Source organism: Natrinema sp. LJW11 (assembly GCF_056135975.1).
Window position 1 is genome coordinate 587,185 of the sequence record NZ_JBWBDM010000002.1, and the last position, 15,707, is coordinate 602,891.

General features: G+C 62.6%; 15 protein-coding genes, 2 tRNA genes and 1 pseudogene. 8 read left to right on the forward strand and 10 right to left on the reverse strand.

What is annotated here, in order from left to right; all coding sequences use genetic code 11:
* Positions 1 to 39: 39 nt before the first annotated feature.
* Positions 40 to 1,536 (reverse strand): sensor histidine kinase, encoded by a 1,497-nt coding sequence (locus AC0QDI_RS07525; protein ID WP_474667322.1) that lies wholly within the window; start codon positions 1,534 to 1,536, stop codon positions 40 to 42.
* Positions 1,516 to 2,301: pseudogene (locus tag AC0QDI_RS07530) on the reverse strand (PAS domain S-box protein); the annotation flags it as partial. The pseudogene AC0QDI_RS07530 and the gene AC0QDI_RS07525, both read right to left, overlap by 21 nt.
* Positions 2,302 to 2,503: 202 nt before the next feature.
* Between AC0QDI_RS07530 and AC0QDI_RS07535 the strand changes: the two are divergent.
* Positions 2,504 to 2,854, forward strand: coding sequence for a HalOD1 output domain-containing protein (locus tag AC0QDI_RS07535; RefSeq protein ID WP_474666777.1), 351 nt, complete (start codon positions 2,504 to 2,506; stop codon positions 2,852 to 2,854).
* Positions 2,855 to 3,096: 242 nt separating this feature from the next.
* Here the strand turns inward: AC0QDI_RS07535 and AC0QDI_RS07540 are convergent.
* Positions 3,097 to 3,168 (reverse strand) — tRNA-Ala (locus AC0QDI_RS07540).
* Between the two features lie 409 nt (positions 3,169 to 3,577).
* Between AC0QDI_RS07540 and AC0QDI_RS07545 the strand changes: the two genes are divergently transcribed.
* The 4 genes from AC0QDI_RS07545 (at position 3,578) to AC0QDI_RS07560 (ending at position 5,798) form a co-directional block, all read left to right on the forward strand.
* Entirely contained in the window at positions 3,578 to 3,775 is a 198-nt protein-coding gene (locus AC0QDI_RS07545) for a hypothetical protein (protein ID WP_474666779.1), read from the forward strand.
* A 414-nt stretch (positions 3,776 to 4,189) separates the two neighbouring features.
* Positions 4,190 to 4,903, forward strand: coding sequence for a class I SAM-dependent methyltransferase (locus tag AC0QDI_RS07550; protein ID WP_474666781.1), 714 nt, complete (start codon positions 4,190 to 4,192; stop codon positions 4,901 to 4,903).
* A gap of 106 nt (positions 4,904 to 5,009) precedes the next feature.
* Positions 5,010 to 5,080: transfer RNA gene (locus AC0QDI_RS07555), tRNA-Gly, on the forward strand.
* Positions 5,081 to 5,615: 535 nt separating this feature from the next.
* Positions 5,616 to 5,798, forward strand: coding sequence for a hypothetical protein (locus AC0QDI_RS07560; protein WP_474666783.1), 183 nt, complete (start codon positions 5,616 to 5,618; stop codon positions 5,796 to 5,798).
* 57 nt (positions 5,799 to 5,855) lie between these two features.
* Here the strand turns inward: AC0QDI_RS07560 and AC0QDI_RS07565 are convergent, their stop codons facing one another.
* The 3 genes from AC0QDI_RS07565 to AC0QDI_RS07575 all read right to left on the reverse strand — a co-directional run bounded on the left by AC0QDI_RS07565 (position 5,856) and on the right by AC0QDI_RS07575 (position 8,330).
* Positions 5,856 to 6,290 (reverse strand): universal stress protein, encoded by a 435-nt coding sequence (locus tag AC0QDI_RS07565; protein WP_474666785.1) that lies wholly within the window; start codon positions 6,288 to 6,290, stop codon positions 5,856 to 5,858.
* 440 nt (positions 6,291 to 6,730) lie between these two features.
* Positions 6,731 to 7,723, reverse strand: a complete 993-nt coding sequence (locus tag AC0QDI_RS07570; RefSeq protein WP_474666787.1) for a DUF7972 family membrane protein — start codon at positions 7,721 to 7,723, stop codon at positions 6,731 to 6,733.
* Positions 7,724 to 7,898: 175 nt separating this feature from the next.
* The gene (locus AC0QDI_RS07575; protein ID WP_474666789.1) at positions 7,899 to 8,330 is read right to left on the reverse strand and encodes a universal stress protein; all 432 of its coding nucleotides are present in this window, start codon (positions 8,328 to 8,330) and stop codon (positions 7,899 to 7,901) included.
* A 98-nt stretch (positions 8,331 to 8,428) separates the two neighbouring features.
* Between AC0QDI_RS07575 and AC0QDI_RS07580 the strand changes: the two genes are divergently transcribed.
* Together AC0QDI_RS07580 and AC0QDI_RS07585 are read left to right on the forward strand one after the other, a co-directional pair.
* Positions 8,429 to 9,535 carry a hemolysin family protein gene (locus tag AC0QDI_RS07580; RefSeq protein WP_474666791.1) on the forward strand — a complete coding sequence of 369 codons (1,107 nt, stop codon included), beginning with the start codon at positions 8,429 to 8,431 and terminating at the stop codon, positions 9,533 to 9,535.
* A gap of 95 nt (positions 9,536 to 9,630) precedes the next feature.
* A complete protein-coding gene (locus tag AC0QDI_RS07585; protein WP_474667324.1) occupies positions 9,631 to 10,728 on the forward strand; it encodes a CNNM domain-containing protein in 1,098 nt (365 codons plus the stop codon).
* Between the two features lie 561 nt (positions 10,729 to 11,289).
* Here the strand turns inward: AC0QDI_RS07585 and AC0QDI_RS07590 are convergent.
* Positions 11,290 to 11,541 (reverse strand): hypothetical protein, encoded by a 252-nt coding sequence (locus AC0QDI_RS07590; protein WP_474666793.1) that lies wholly within the window; start codon positions 11,539 to 11,541, stop codon positions 11,290 to 11,292.
* A gap of 109 nt (positions 11,542 to 11,650) precedes the next feature.
* Between AC0QDI_RS07590 and AC0QDI_RS07595 the strand changes: the two genes are divergently transcribed.
* Complete coding sequence (locus tag AC0QDI_RS07595; protein WP_474666795.1) at positions 11,651 to 12,898, forward strand: sulfatase; 1,248 nt, start codon at positions 11,651 to 11,653, stop codon at positions 12,896 to 12,898.
* Positions 12,899 to 12,952: 54 nt separating this feature from the next.
* On the opposite strand, the gene AC0QDI_RS07600 is transcribed toward AC0QDI_RS07595, so the two are convergent.
* The 3 genes from AC0QDI_RS07600 to AC0QDI_RS07610 all read right to left on the reverse strand — a co-directional run bounded on the left by AC0QDI_RS07600 (position 12,953) and on the right by AC0QDI_RS07610 (position 15,625).
* Positions 12,953 to 13,723 (reverse strand): ABC transporter permease, encoded by a 771-nt coding sequence (locus tag AC0QDI_RS07600; protein ID WP_474666797.1) that lies wholly within the window; start codon positions 13,721 to 13,723, stop codon positions 12,953 to 12,955.
* Positions 13,720 to 14,853 carry an ABC transporter ATP-binding protein gene (locus AC0QDI_RS07605; RefSeq protein ID WP_474666799.1) on the reverse strand — a complete coding sequence of 378 codons (1,134 nt, stop codon included), beginning with the start codon at positions 14,851 to 14,853 and terminating at the stop codon, positions 13,720 to 13,722. The genes AC0QDI_RS07600 and AC0QDI_RS07605 overlap by 4 nt, the downstream gene beginning before the upstream one ends.
* Before the next feature lie 229 nt (positions 14,854 to 15,082).
* A complete protein-coding gene (locus AC0QDI_RS07610) occupies positions 15,083 to 15,625 on the reverse strand; it encodes a hypothetical protein (protein ID WP_474666801.1) in 543 nt (180 codons plus the stop codon).
* Positions 15,626 to 15,707: the final 82 nt, after the last annotated feature.

A 15,707-nucleotide genomic window follows, 5' to 3' on the forward strand; every position in this document is an offset into this window, starting at 1 on the left:
CGGGATCAGCAGCGCCGATCCGCTCGAGGGCGTCTCGAGCTACGACTCGCGGGCAGTCGACGCCGGCAACGCGAACGACACGGAGGTTCCGTCACCGGGTTCGGAATCCACCCAGATCTCGCCGCCGGCAGACTCGCTCCGCGAGCCCGCCGAGCTCGCTTCGCTCGCTCGAACGCCGTGGCGCTCGACGATGCGCCGACAGAGCGCGAGGCCAATTCCAGCGCCGGCGTGGTCCTGGTGACTGTGGAGGCGCTGGAATACCTGAAACACGCGGTCGGCGTCGTCGGGATCGATACCGATCCCGTCGTCGCGAACCGAGATGACCCACTCCGTGTCGCGTCGATCGGCCTCGACGCGGATCCGCGGTGGCTGCTCCCCGCTGTACTCGATGGCGTTGTCGAGCAGGTTCTGGAACACCTGTCGGAGCTGGCTGGCATCGCCCTCGACGGTGGGCAGCGACCCGACGCGAATCTCCGCGTCGCTCTCCTCGACCTGGAGGCGGAGGTCCTCGAGCACGTCGTCCACCACCGTCTCGAGGTCGACCGGCTCGAAGGGATCGCCGCCGGCTTCGATCCGCGAGTACGCCAGCAGCCCCTCGATCATCTCGCGCATCCGGTCGGCACCGTCGACCGCGAACTCGATGAACTCCCGGCCGTCGTCGTCGAGTTCGTCGGCGTACCGGCGCTCGATCAATCGGAGGTAACTCGAGACCATGCGCAGGGGCTCTTGCAGATCGTGTGAGGCGGCGTAGGCGAACTGCTCGAGGCGTTCGTTCGACTCCTCGAGTTGCTGTCGATACTCCTTGCGCTCGGTGATGTCTCGGACGACGCCGACGCGTTTCTCCTCGCCGTCGTCGGTCCGGAGCGTCGCGAAGGTCCCTTCGGCCGGGACGCGGTCTCCGTTCGCCGTCCGAATGGTCGCCTCCATGGCCGGGTCGGACTCGTCCGTCTCGGCCGCTCGCATCGCTCGCGACCGTTGGATCGTCTCCTCGTCGACGACGAGCGAGGCGTGCTCGCCGAGTAGCTCGTCGCGGTCGTAGCCCGTCAGTTCCGCGTACGCCTCGTTGACCATCGTGAACCGGCCGTCATCGTCTTTCACGTAGATCCCGTCGTCGATCGTCTCGACGATCGTCTCGTACTTCGCCAGCTCGCGTTCGCGTTCCGTGTGCTCGGTGACGTCCTGTGCCATCGCCATCCCCGCGAACACGTCCCCTCGCTCGTCGGTGATCGGCACCGCGTGAAGGATCCAGTCGCGATCGGCGTACTCGACCTCGACCGACCGTTCGTCGCCCTCGAGCGCCGCCTCGAACGCCGGCTCGATCACGTCGGCGGTATCGCCCCAGATATCGGTGATCGAGCGCCCCTCGACCGCCGGCGGTTCGATCGGGATCCGGCTGAACCCCCGTCCGGCCGCCAGCGTGTACTCGAGATCGTGGTCGAACAGCGTCACGATCCCGTTCGGGAAGGACTCGGCGAGCGCCCGGTAGCGCCGCTCGGACTGCTCGAGGGCGCGCTCGTGCTCCCTGCGCTCGGTGATGTCGACCAGATAGCCCAGGTAGTGCGTGATGTCGCCGCTCTCGTCGCGAACGATCTTGGTGGTGTCTTTCACCCACCGAACGTCGCCGTCGCGGGTCCGGACGCGGTACGGATCGTGGGTGAACCGCTCGGTCGTCTCGTCGCTGTTCGCCGCGACCTCCTCGGCGATGCGGTCGCGTTCGTCCTCGAGGAGCAACTCGGAGTAGGAGATAGCGCCGGACTCGAGTTCGGCCGGCGCGTAGCCGAACGCGTCTTCGACGTTCGCGGAGACGTACTCGACCGGCCAGCCGTCATCGTTCGCCCACCTGAAGACGACGGCGGGCCCCTGGGCGAACATGTCGCGCTCTTCCGCGAGGCGCTGCCGGGCCCGTTCGCGCTCGGTGCTGTCGCGAACGATGCCGACGGTTCCGCGCACGTCGGCCACGTCGATCGGGCTGACGCGGACTTCGCAGCGAACCCCGGTTCCCGCGGCGGTCCGGACGGTGAACTCGAGCAGGTCGCTCTCGGTCGGGTCCGTGAGCGAACGCTCGAGCGCCCCGGTCTCGTCCTCGAGCACCACCGAGACGTGTTCCTCGAGTAGTTCCTCGCGTGCGTACCCCGTGAGGTCGGTGAAGGCGTCGTTGACCGCGGCGAAGCGTCCGTCGGCGTCGAGCTGGTAGATCCCGTCGTCGGTCGCCGCCACGAAGGTTTGAAAGCCCCGGAGAGCAGCGGTGTCGTCGGCCTCCCCCCAGAAGGTCGCATCCGGCGTCGTCCGCTGATCGCTCATACTGGCGGGAATGATCGGCGAGTCAAATAAGTCCCCCGTCCGGTCTCGTTCTGGAGGGCGGTACTTCCTGGATGGCTTTCGTGTGAGAGCTCACGGGTCCGCCTCGAGAGACTCGACCCACAGATCCCTAGCTATCGGGAATTTCTATTGGACGTTTTTGTCACTAACTACTTCGATGGCGTTCGAGAGCATTTTTCTGTAAATGGATCACGACAACAACTTGCACCCCACTATCACGTATACTGCCGAGACGGGAACATTTCTGCTCTCTCACGATTGGGACGGGCCGCTCTCGCTCAGCGTCGTCATCGCGCTCGCAATCGAGGAACTTTCGAATAAGAAGCGAGAAGAAATAGCGCCACTCCATGCGTGTATCGAGACAGATGCACTAAACAGGATATTCGAACCACGATCAGATGGAAACACACGAATGAGCGGTCACCTGCGTTTTACGCACGAACGGTACACCATATTCGTCTATAGTGATGGGAACGTGATTCTGTATCCACCCTCTGTCTCGAGCCCCGAGGCAGGGTTCCATGACCCTCAATAAGAGCGCGGACTCTCTGCTTCGTCAGTAACAGGATCCAGTGACGGAGCGGGGAGCCTGAATTAGTTATCGTAGATGCGGATATGCTCTAGAGAAATTATCATTATGAATTAGACAGAATTTCCGTATAGATTGAACATGACCCACCAGCAAGCCACTGTCAACACTGTCGTATCGATAGTCGTCAAAACATACTCAAAAGACCGAATTAAGAAAGCAGAGGGCCTGAAGGCCCAAATATTGAGTGGACTTGCCGGGATTTGAACCCGGGGCCTCTCCCATGCCAAGGGAGTGATCTACCGCTGATCTACAAGCCCTCGAGCGCATCTCTCACTTTCCGACGGGAATAGATAAACCCCTCGAATTCCTCGAGTCCCCGTCACAGTCCCGCATTCACACGATTTTAACGGCCCCTTCTCGAGCGAAACCCAACCATCTCGAATCGTCGCGAACGCGCCGGAACGCGACGCAGGCCGTTTATTCCAGTAGCTATAAGTTACAGTACAAACAGTATCGGAACGGAAGCGACGGTTCCGAACGCGGGGGCGTGCGTCAAAATGCCCCGGGTGTTAGCGCACCCGAAGCGTGGCTTCCAAACACGAGCCGTTTGCAAGCCATGATTCAATTCATTCTACCGAGACATAAACGTCTCGCACGACGACAGCAGAATCGCCACGCTCGAGGAACCTCGAGCCACAGCAGCCGAACACCGACCGGAGAGCCGCGATGACCGCTGGTGACGCGGACTCGAGCGGGCCCGAAGCCACCGGTGACGCCGCCGACGCTCGAGACGGTCACTCGAGCTTTCCGCCGTGTCCGAACTGCGACGACGCGGTGATCACGGTCACGTCTCGGGGGCCGATGGAACATATCGCGGGTCCGTGTGGCTGTCGGCTCTCCCCCGGCGAGGTCCAGCGGCTCTGATACGGACTGTTGGAACGATTTCCCAGAGAACCGCAGAGAGGGGAATGACCGAAACCACCACGAAAGCCCCTGCCGCGGTCGACCGTCCGGGCCTCGCTTCGCTCCTCGCTCCCGTCGGTCGCTCCGGTGCTTACGTCGTCCGGGACGGACCGACCGCGGCAGCCCCTTTCAGTCCCACCCGCGGTGGCACCCCGAGCAGCCGATACGGGTGGGACTGAAAGGGGCTGCTGGCTTCGGGATGACGGACGACGCAAGCACGCGACCGTCGGGAGCGCGCACAGCGAGTCCCTCGACCGGAGCCAGCAGGGGCTTTCGTGGTGTTCGTAGTGGGTGGAAAAGACTCACAAGAGACCGATATACAACTCCTCGAGAGGTTACGAACATTTTTTGCGGGTTCGCCGACGAAACCCGACGATGGCCGGGGATCAGGATCGAGAGCGGGACCGCGACCGAGCTCACGGATCCGACGACGGACGCGCCCGCCGCGCCGACGTGCGCGACACCTACGACCGGATCGCGACCCACTTCGCGTCCACGCGAGAGTACGCCTGGCCCGAAGTCGAGGGCTTCGTCGAAACCCACGCGACCGACCGCTCCGGCATCGGGCTCGATCTCGGCTGCGGCAACTGCCGCCACGCCGAACTCCTCGAGTCCCACCTCGAGACGGTCGTCGGCCTCGACGTCAGCCGCGGCTTGCTCGAGACGGGTCGGAAGCGCGCGCTCGAGCGCGAGTTCGACGTCGAACTGGTTCAGGGGGACGCCGCCTCGCTCCCGCTGGCGGCCGACGCCGTCGACGTGGCGGTCTACGTCGCGACGCTGCACCACCTGCCGACGCGGGCGGCCCGCCGGGCGAGTCTGGACGAACTCGCACGAGTACTCGCCCCCGACGGCCGCGCGCTGGTCAGCGCGTGGTCGACCGCCCACGACCGATTCGACGAAACCGAGGGGTTCGACACGACGGTCGAGTGGACGCTCCCCGGCGGCGAGCCGGTCGACCGATTCTACCACATCTACGCCCCCGAGGAGTTCGAGGCCGACCTCGCCGAGAGCGACCTCGAGTTACTCGAGTGGGAGCTCTCGAGCGGGAACTGTTACGCGACGGTGACGGGCGCGGAGACGGACGAATAGTCCCGTTTCGAAGCCCTCGATTCGCCTCCCCCGACGCGCTGATCGCCAGCGGGCGGTCACGAGGAAAAGGAAGAGCCTTAAACGTGGAACGAAAATCCGAGAATGCGCGCGGATGGTCTAGTGGTAGGACCTGAGCCTTCCAAGCTCATGGCCCGGGTTCAAATCCCGGTCCGCGCATCACCGTTCTCCACATCGTTAGCGTCCACTCGAGCGAAGACCATCTCAGTGCAGTAAGCCAGCGACCCACGAACAGGGTTCACGCGAAACTGGACGAGATGTAACTCATGGCTTCCGGGTTTCCTCACGTAGACAGCACACGGTCCATCGACCCATGAGTGAAGAAACCGAGAACATCGTCCTCGTACCCGAACCGTCAGCGAAACACCTCAATCCTCGACAGTGCGTCTCCTACCGAGACCACCGGAGTAAACTCGTCGACTGGATGCTCTCCGGGGGAAAAGATCCGAAGCGATCGATCGGCTACGCCCGTTCGACGACTCGTCAACGAGCGTACCGCCTCGACACGCTTTACCGAAAAACGTGGAAGGCAGAGAACCGATATACGGAGAACAGTACGATCAAGCGCCGATCGAGGAACGAAAAGCGGCACTCGAGCAGATGGGGTGAATCCCCTTCTGTTGCCGTTGGTCTATTACCTGGACCACGCGTTTGCACACCGCTTGCTGAATACCCTCGGCGATCACAATCGTCTATGGCCAACGACGAGACGACCGGACTCGATCAGCCGGAAATTCTCTGCGATACGATCGCCGAACTGATCGACGTGCTCGAGGACGGCGACCTACTCACTGAAGACAGAGCATCCGAATTACGGTCCGAAGTCTATCAGTCGATCGATCTGGGAGAGTATCCATCAGAAGAACCCGGAGAATAACCCGACCGGTCCGGTCCATACCGAACGGTTCGATCCGCGGTGTCGATCCTCCACCGATTAGCGAACAACCGTGACTGGTACCGGCGCGCGACGAGTAACCGTTTCGGCGATGCTTCCCAGCAGAACGCGACTCGTACCGGTCCGACCGTGAGTTCCGATCACGATGTGATCGATATCGTGGCCATCCGCGAATTCGACGATAGAGCGGGCGGGAGATCCGACCATCCGTTCCGTATCAACGATCCCATTCACTCTCTCATCTCGGTCCTCGACGCCCGAGAGGATTTGGTCTGCGATCTCTTCTTGTTGCTCCCGATGTGCGTCGTAGGCCGCTGGGGCAGTCGCTTCCATCGTGGCAGCACCGTGGAAGTCGGCAGGATCGAGCACGTGTAACGCCGTTATCTGCGCGTTCGGATGCTCCGAGAGGGCGTATTCGAGTGCAGCATCGGACTGTTCGGACTCATCGACCGGGACGAGGACGTCAGATGCCATTACGTGATGTCTCGTTCTCGGACACAAAAGCGAACGACACGCGTATGCCGATGGTCGAGCGAGCGCTTGGATGTTCACATGAGAGACGTGGAACAGAGACGTCCGCAGGCGTGACCGGGAGCATTGCACCGCAGCTCACGGAGGCGGTCGAGGGGGAAACCGAATCCGCCCTCGATAACGCCGTGAATCGGGTCGTGGAAGCAGGGGTCAGCTACGACCGAACCGCTCGTAAGGGCGATCCGCACGGCGTGATGGGGTATACGTCGCGGAATACAATATCGATCTCGTTGTCGTAGGGCGAGCGGTCGTTCCGATAGCGTGTTCGGAACACAGACGGAGATCGTCCGGCGATTCCAGACCGGACTCCGAACCCGGCGACGGCTGAAGTCCGACTCCGTTACCCACAGCGATCCATAATGCGCCGCACCGGTCGGGGTCGCTCAATCGTCCCAGTCGATGAGCGGTGCTCGCTCCGATTCGTGGAGGACGAACGGGCCGATAGCACCCGACTCCTTCGCGATGGAGGCCGTCCGAAGGACGTACGCAGTGAAGATAAAGAACGGAATCAACGCGAACGTGACGCCGCCGTTGATCATCCAGACGAGTACGGGGACGCCGAGTACCGTACCTGACACGGTCCCGGGCTTCAGATAGAGCGCGGCGTAGATCGTGAAGAGGAGCGCCGGAATTCCCGTATAGAGGATCCGTCGGGAGAGGTTGACCAGTTCCCACTGGAGATAGTGGGCCTTGAAAAACTCCTCTGCAGGGCCGAACAGCTCCAAGATATCGACCAGATCGTCGATCGCCTCCCGTTCCTCGTCACTCAAACTCTCTCGATGCTCCCAGTACAGCCGACGAACGAGGTAGATCTTCCACGAGTAATTATACGAGAGGGCGGCTTGCATTATCGTGAACTCTCCGAACGGCGCGTCTTCCAACTCGTCGGTGATTTCGTCGGCGCTCGTAGTGATCCGATCGACTAGCTGATCGACCCGGTTCCGAAGGAGTTGGTCGGAGTTTCCGTTCACGGCCTCTTGTACTGTCTTGGCCCGATCGACGCTCGTGTTGATGAGCGTGCTGAGGAACCGCTCCGGCTTTGGCGGACCGGTCCATTGAAACTCTCGCTCGGAGTCCTTCCTGAACGTCATCGATTTATCCATCCGCTCGCGTTGTCGACCCAGCGATCCGAATTCCTCGGACAGGACGAGTTGGTTGATCGAGACGACCAGCGTCATTCCGGTTATGAGAACACCGACGAGGGTCTGAAACAGCGTCTCGACCGTGTCACCCTCAGTCAATATCGACTGGAAGGGGATGGGAAGCATACTGAAAACCGTAAGGAGAACGAAGCAGGTGAGCGTCAGTATCCCCGTAACGGTCAAGCGGCTTGCGCTGAACAGGACCCAGTCTCTGATCGATCGTCCGTTATCCATTCTAGTTCAGGCGTGTAACCGCTCGCCAGGGGAGCGCGGTTCAACGGTCATCGCTCGAGCGGCGTCCAGATCTACCGGTTTCGCCGTGAATCGTCGTCCGGAGGGCCAGCATCCCGTGGCTGTTTCTCGTTCTCTGATGGACTGATGCGATAACGGTGATTTCTACGAGCGGAACTCATTCTCGAGCGACCAGCACCGAGGTAGTCACCGACTCGAGAACGTCCTCCGTCGTGCTCCCGAAGAGTCGTTCTGTGAAGGTCGAATCCTCGCTTTCTCCGATCACGATGAGGTCGATCCCGTTATCGGCGCTATACTGCGGTATTGCGTCTTCCGGAAATCCTTCGAGAACGGCTCGTTCGGATGTAACTCCGGCCTCATCGGCCATTTGCTCGGCCTGCTCGAGCGCCTCTTCCCCTTCCTCGTCGAGCGCTTCGGTGAGGTCGTCCGCGATGTCACCAACGGCGGATGCGGACATCTCCGTCCCAACGTCTACGACGTGCAGGAGATGCACCTCGGCACCCATACTCGACGCGGTTTCAATCCCGTGGTTCAGCGCTGTTACGCTCGCATCGGAGCCATCCGTCGGGATAAGGATGCTGCGGTACATGTCGACGTCCTATTGGCTGAACGGCAAAAAAGCGTGGCCCTGAGTCAGATGGCCCCATGCTTTTTTGCCTCGACGCTGTATCGATGGATCAATACTGAATGCAAGCACCCGAAATACTCCTTCGTCTCGTCGCGGGTGCCGCATTGATTCTCGCCAACGGGTTTTTCGTCACCATCGAGTTCGCGCTAACCCGTGCCCGACAGTATTCCGAAGCGGAGTTCATGGAACCCGGTCTCGAACGCGCGTGGGAGATGACTGAGGACCTCGAAATCTATCTCACCGGGTGTCAGGTCGGCATTACCGCCTGTAGCATCGCACTGGGTATCGTCGCCGAACCCGCGCTCGCAGCGCTGTTCGAGCCGTTGTTCGGCGGGACGGTTCTCGCGTCGATCGGTGCGGGCGTGATCTTGGCGTACATCATCGTGAGCCTGGTGCACAAGGTCTACGGCGAACAGGCCCCCACCTACCTCGGCGTCGAGCGCTCGAAACAGGTCTGCCGCTACGGCGCGACGCCGCTGTATTGGTTCACGTGGATCATTCGACCGATTCTCCGCGTCGGTGACTGGGTGGCGAAATGGACGCTTTCGCTGTTCGGCGTCGAGATGACCGGCGCGTGGCTCGAATCCGAGGGCGAGGACATCGAGGGGCGTGCGGACCTCCACCGACAGCTCGGGTCGATACTCGACGACAATGAGATTCCAGAAGAGCGTCGTCAGGAAGTGATGAACGCGTTGGTGGTCGAGGAAATTCCCGTCCGTGACAGCATGGTGCCGCGCGAGGAAATCACCGCACTCTCAACCAACGATACCCCCGAGGAAAATCTCGCAATCGTCGAGGAGCATCCACACCTCCGCTTTCCGCTGGTCGGCGAGGACATCGACGATTTCCGAGGGGTCGTTTACCTTGCGGCGGTCACAAACCAGTTCGAGGCGTTCAAAAACGGCGACATCGACATCGAAGACCTCGCCGAGCCGCCGATGACGCTGCCGGCCGCCGAGGACATCAGCGACGCTATCGACCGCTTCCAGACGGAAAATCAGGAGCTCGCCCTCGTCACTGACGAGGGACGAGTCGTCGGCCTGCTAACCTCGACGGACGCCTTCGAGGAAGTGATGGGCGAACTCGAGGACCCCATCGACGCATACCAGCGCGAACAACGCGGGGACGACGCATCGGGACTGGACTCCCAGAGCGACCCGGCTTGAGACACCTCGTGAGGACGGGATCCGTCGGAGTGGGAAGAATCGGTATGCAGACAAGCCGTTTATCCGTGTTGCTCCTCGTATAACCTGGTATGCCGATGACCGCGCTCGAAGCCTCCATCAGGCTTATCGCCGGTCTATTACTCATTCTCGCCAACGGGTTTTTCGTCGCCATCGAGTTCGCGCTGACCCGCGCCCGACAGTATTCCGAAGCGGAGTTCGTGGAACCCGGACGAACCGCTCTCGAACGCGCGTGGGAGATGACCCAGAATTTGGAGATCTACTTGACCAGTTGCCAGATCGGGATTACGTTCTCGAGCATCGCGGTCGGTATCGTCGCCGAACCCGCGCTCACGGCCATCTTCGAACCGCTGTTCGGTGGGACCGTTCTCGCATCGGTCGGCGCAGGGGCAATCCTCGCGTTTCTCATCGTCAACCTCGTCCACCTCACTCACGGCGAGCAGACGCCGACCTATCTCGGCGTCGAGCGCTCGAAACTGGTCTGTCGGTACTGTGCGACGCCGCTGTACTGGTGGACGCGGGGCATCTGGCCGGTCATCAAGTTTGGAGACGGGGCGGCGAAATGGACGCTTTCGCTGTTCGGCGTCGAGATGACCGGCGCGTGGCTCGAAACCGAAGAGGACGTCATGCAGGGGCGTGCGGGCCTCTACAAGCGCTTCGGCTCGGCCCTCGAAGCGGGAGAACTCTCCGAGGAACGCCGGCAGGAGGTGATGAACGCGCTGGCCGTTGGCGAAATCCCGGTCGAGGTGATCATGGTGCCGCGCGAGGAGATCGTCGCGCTCTCGACCGAGAACACCCCCGAGGAGAACCTCGCGCTCGTCGAGGAACACTCCCATTCTCGCTACCCGGTGGTCGGCGAGGACATGGACGACTTCCGCGGCGTCGTCTATCTCCCGACGATCACGAACCATTTCGAGGAGCTCATGAGCGGCGACGTCGGCATCGAAGATATCGCCGCGTCGCCGATGACGCTCCCGGCCGCGGAGGAAATCAACGACGCCATCGACCGCTTCCAGACGGAAAACCAAGAGCTCGCACTCGTCACCGAGGGTGGCGAGATCGTCGGTCTCCTGACCTCGACGGACGCCTTCGAGGAGGTCATGGGCGACCTCGAAGACCCGATAGACGAGCGGGCCGGACGCGCGCGCCGCGGTGCGGATCCGACCGGGACCTGAAACGACCTGACGTCTTATTCGGGCGGTCGCAGTGGGTTCTGTCTGGCTATCGGTGTTTTGGCGGTATCCCTCGGCGATCAGCCGCTCGACGAAGCGCTCGAATACCTCTCCGATCTCGAGGTCACGGTTGACTTCGGGGCTGTCGGCACCGTCGTCCTACTAGCGTGTCCGGAGTACTAGACAGAGATCCGTCAGCGGTTCCGGTCGGTCACAGCAGCAGCTACTGTCTGCTCTTGATACCGATCCCGTAACCGTGAGAAACCGTAAGCGTCTGAAAATAGCGGTAGAACGGATGATGTGGAGTATAGATGTAAGCCCTGAAGCTCACGACACGGGTATTTATAATATTCTAGATAGTATTACGAGCCGAGGAAACCGGGAACGCTGACGAGGGAAAATGCAAGACTGAGCCGGGGTGACTGTCGAAGCCGGTACTGAATCTGTGTCGTTCTGCGTCGAATTGAATCCTGTTTGTCGGGTGAAACCACACGGATTGTGATAGAAGTCTTCCAAGCTCGCGGCCGGGTTCAAATATCGGTCCGCATCCGTTTCGCCGAATCGCTAGCTCTCGAGGTAGCCCAGCGACTCGAGGCGCGCTTCGACTTCGTCCTGCGCTTCCCCCTCGTAGTCGTCCGTTTCGGTTTCGGCCTCGACGGTGGCCAGAACCTCTTCGACGACGAACGTCACGTACTCGTCGGCCGAGTCGAAGTCGCTTCTGGGGACTCGAGATTCGATCCGCGAGACGAGTTCCGACGGGAGTGCGACCGATTCGTGGTCGTCGCGGTCCAGCCCAACGGTCTGATTCGAAGCCATGAAGCGATTATCGGAGTACGAGATAGATTATTACCCGGCGTATAAACCGTTGAGGCTGTCGAATACGACACCGGTATTAATCACCGTGGCCGGATAGCGACTCGACAGAATGGGCGATCAACGGAACGTTATACTACTGACTGTCGACAGTCTTCGACTCGATTACTGTGGCTATGCGGACGACTCGTCGGGATCGATGCCGACCCTCGAGCGACTCGCCGACGAGGGGCTCGCGTTCGAGAACGCGATCGCAACGGGGCCGGCGACCCACGAGTCGGCGACGACGTTCATGACGGGATCGCACGCCGTCGAGCGACCGGGGAGCACGGAGCTCACCAAAGCGCAGATGCGAACCCACATCCAGTCGCACCTCCGCTCCCAGCGGACGATCGCCGAGCGGCTGTCGGCGGCCGGGTACGAGACGGCGGGATTTACCGCGAATCCGTGGACCTCGAGTCACTTCGGCTTCGATGCCGGTTTCGACCGCTTCGAGGACTTCATGGACGAGGATCTCTCGTCGGGGTTCATCGAGGGCGGGAAGCCGGATGACTCGATCCGCTACGCGCTCGTCCAGGCTCTCAACTGGTGGCAGGGCCAGGACATGTTCATGTCGTGGGAGACGTATTACGACGAGATGACGTCGTGGCTCGAGAGCGCCGACGAGCCGTACTTCATGTGGTCGTTCCTGGTCGATCCGCACCTCCCCTACATCCCGGGCGACGAGTATCGTTCGCGCTCGAGGGTGATGACGTACCTGGCGAATATGTGGATGTACGCCGGCCGCCCGGACTGGTTCGACGAGCGGTTCCGCGCGGCGCTCCTGGACGCGTACGAGGACACGGTTCGACACACCGACGCGTTCCTCTCGCAGTTGCTGGACGATCTCGACGAGATGGACGAGGAGCCGTTAGTCGTGATCCACGCGGACCACGGCGAACTGTTCGGCGAACACGGCCGGTACGGCCACGGCGGGTACCCCCACGAAGACCTCGCGCAGGTGCCACTGGTCGTCGCCAACGGGCCGACCGATACCGTGACGGAGCCGTTTTCCCTGCGCCGACTGCCCGAACTCGTCTCGACGCTGGCGGCGGGCGGCGACTACGAGTCGCTGACGGACCCCTGGGTGGTCACGCGGAATCGGAATCCGACGACGTGCGTTCGCGGTGCGACCTGGAAGTACGCCAGGACGCACACGGGTGAGGAGCGGCTTCGCACGCTGCCGGAGGAAGAGCCACTGGAGAACGAGGAACTGCGCGCGATCGGCCGCCAACTGATCGACGACTGGGAAGCGGCGAAATCAGAGCGCGAACGGATCGTCGGAGCCGTCGACGACCTTCCGATCGCCGACAAAGCGTAGGCGACCTCGGCCGACGCCGCGCATTTAACGGTGCGGTAAAACGGTAGACGCGGCTCAGACCGCCTCGACGCGCTGGAACAGCGCCGCGCCGATCGCGACCATCGCGGCCGACGAGACGACGAGCGCGCCGAGATCGAGCCAGACGGAAAACGACGAGGTGCCGACCAGCACCCCTCGCAGTCCGTCGACCCCGTAGGTCAGCGGGTTCGCGTACGCCAGATACCGCACCGAACTCGGGAGCCCCTCGAGCGGGTACAACGCCCCGGAGAGGAAGAAGAGCGGGAAGATGACGAACTGGACGATCAGGCCGAACCCCTCGCTGTCGCTGAACTGGGAGGCCAGCGCGATCCCGAAGCCGACGAACGTGATCGCGAGGAGCGCGAGAAAGACGGCCGCGATCGGCAGCGAGAGCAGGCTCACGGGCGCGAACCCGAGCGGGACCGAGAGCCCGAGGATCAGGAGTGCCTGCACGAGCGCCGTCGTCGACCCACCCGCGATCCGACCGAGGACGATCGAGGTGCGACTCACGGGCGCGACGAGGATCTCTTTGAGGAAGCCGACGTCCTGATCCGCCAGAATCGAGAGACCGGCGAACGAGGCCCCGAACAGCATCGTGAAGCCGACGATTCCGGGCACGAGGTACTGCAGATAGTCGACGTCCTCGGGAAGACCCGGGATCGCCGCGCCCTGAAATCCGAATCCCATGAAGACGAGAAACAGCAGCGGCATCGCCAGCGAGCCGACGATCCGCGACGGCGACCGGAGGAACCGCTTCGTATCGCGCAGCCAGAGCCCGTAGATCGCCTGCGGGTCGACGAGTCTCATGGTCGATCCCCCGTGGAAACCGCGCTCGAGCGGTCGTCGTCTCCCTTCCCACCCGAGCGACCGCTCGAGTCGATCGAATCGCTCGCAGTCCCGTTGCTTGCCCCACGGCCGTCGCCGGATTCGAGCGCCTTTCCGTTCCGATCACCGCTCGCCATCACGGTCCGATCCCCGGCTCTCCCGTTCCGGTCGCTGCCCGCCGCCGAGCGATCGGTCAGTTCGAGGAAGACGTTCTCGAGGGTCGGCTCGCGGAGATCGACCGACGAGATGCGGACGCCCGCGTCGTCGGCCAGTCGAACGAGGTCGGCGATCCGGGCATCGCCGTCGTCGACCGTGACGCGGACGCCGTCGTCGCTCGCGGTGTACTCGCGGCTCCACGACTGCCCCTCGAGTCGGTCGAACAGCGCTGTCGGGTCGTCGTCGCCCGCGAACTCGAGGGCGACGACGTCGCCGCCGAGCGAGGCTTTGAGCGCCGAGGGCGAGTCCATCGCGACGATGTCGCCGTCGTCCACGATCGCCACGCGATCGCAGAGGTGGTCGGCCTCCTCGATGTAGTGGGTCGTCAGGATGATCGAGACGCCGGCCTCCGCGTTCAGCCGTTCGATGTACTCCCAGGTGTCGCGGCGGGTGCGCGCGTCGAGCCCCACGGTCGGCTCGTCGAGGAAGAGGACGGCGGGTTCGTGCAGCAACCCGCGTGCGATCTCGAGGCGGCGTTTCATCCCGCCGGAGTAAGTGCCGACGGAGTCGTCACGTTCCGCGGAGAGTCCGACGAGTGCGAGCACCTCGTCGATTCGCTCGGCGCGTTCGGTCCGATCCTGTCCGTACAGTCGCGAGTGAAACGCCAGGTTCTCCGCGCCGGTGAGCTCCTCGTCGAGGGCGGGTTCCTGGAAGACGATGCCGAGGCTGGACCGAACCGCTCCTTTTTCGGTTCTAATGTCGTGGCCGTTGACCGTCGCCGTGCCGGCAGTCGGCGGGAGAAGCGTTACGAGCATGTTGATCAGCGTGGACTTGCCCGCGCCGTTCGGGCCGAGCAGTCCGAACAGTTCGCCGCGCTCGACCGCAAACGAGAGGTCGTTGACCACGGTAACGCCGCCGAACTCTTTGGTAACGCCGTCGACACGTATTGCATCCATAGCGGGTCAGCTCTACTACTGAATGGCTGGTCAGTCAATAAACAGTCGTCGGTGAGGAGACTCTCAACTCTCACGACCGGCCGCGTGCCGAGACGGCTACTGGGGCAACGTTCGAAGCCGGTAGCGGGTCGTAACGGTCGAGGCAGCTCGGTAGAAGGGGCCGGCGAGCGAGACGAGATGGTCGGTCGAAAGGAGACAACGGACGGGACGAGACAACGGTACAGTCCCGCTACAGCGGCGTTTCGGGGGTTCGATCGCGGAGATCGACGACCGAGGCGAAGACGGCTCCGAGGACCACGCCGAACAGCGCGTGCCCGAGCAGGCTGCCGGCGGCGACCGACGAGAAGGTCTGCTCGCCGACGCCGAGCGTGGATACCCAGACGGGGAGGACGATCAGCGGGAGAATCGCCCAGACCGCGAGTCCGAAGACGAGTCCGGCTCCGATCAGCCGGATGATGATTCCGGTGCGAGAGAGCGCGTCGGTCTCGACATCGGTCCGGAGCACTCCGAGGACTGAGGGGCGCGTGACGAGCAGGCCGAAGAGCAACCCGAGGACGATCCCGTGGGCAATGTGGATCCCCCAGCCGAGGGGGCCGGCGGGCTCGAGGCCGTAGATCGCGGGGATGGCGGCCTCGAGGACGCCCGGCTCGAGGAGCAGCATGACGATTCCGAACGCGATGGCGCCGATCGCACCGCCGAGTGCGCCGCCGACGAACCATCCGGTGGTGCCGCGCAACCCGAACGCAGTCGTCGTGTCGGATTCGCCGCTCATCGTGGGCGGGCTATCACGAACGAGCCTAAAAGTGTTCGTCACGGTCGGTGATGGGGACAGTCACCCGTCGCGAACCGTTCGA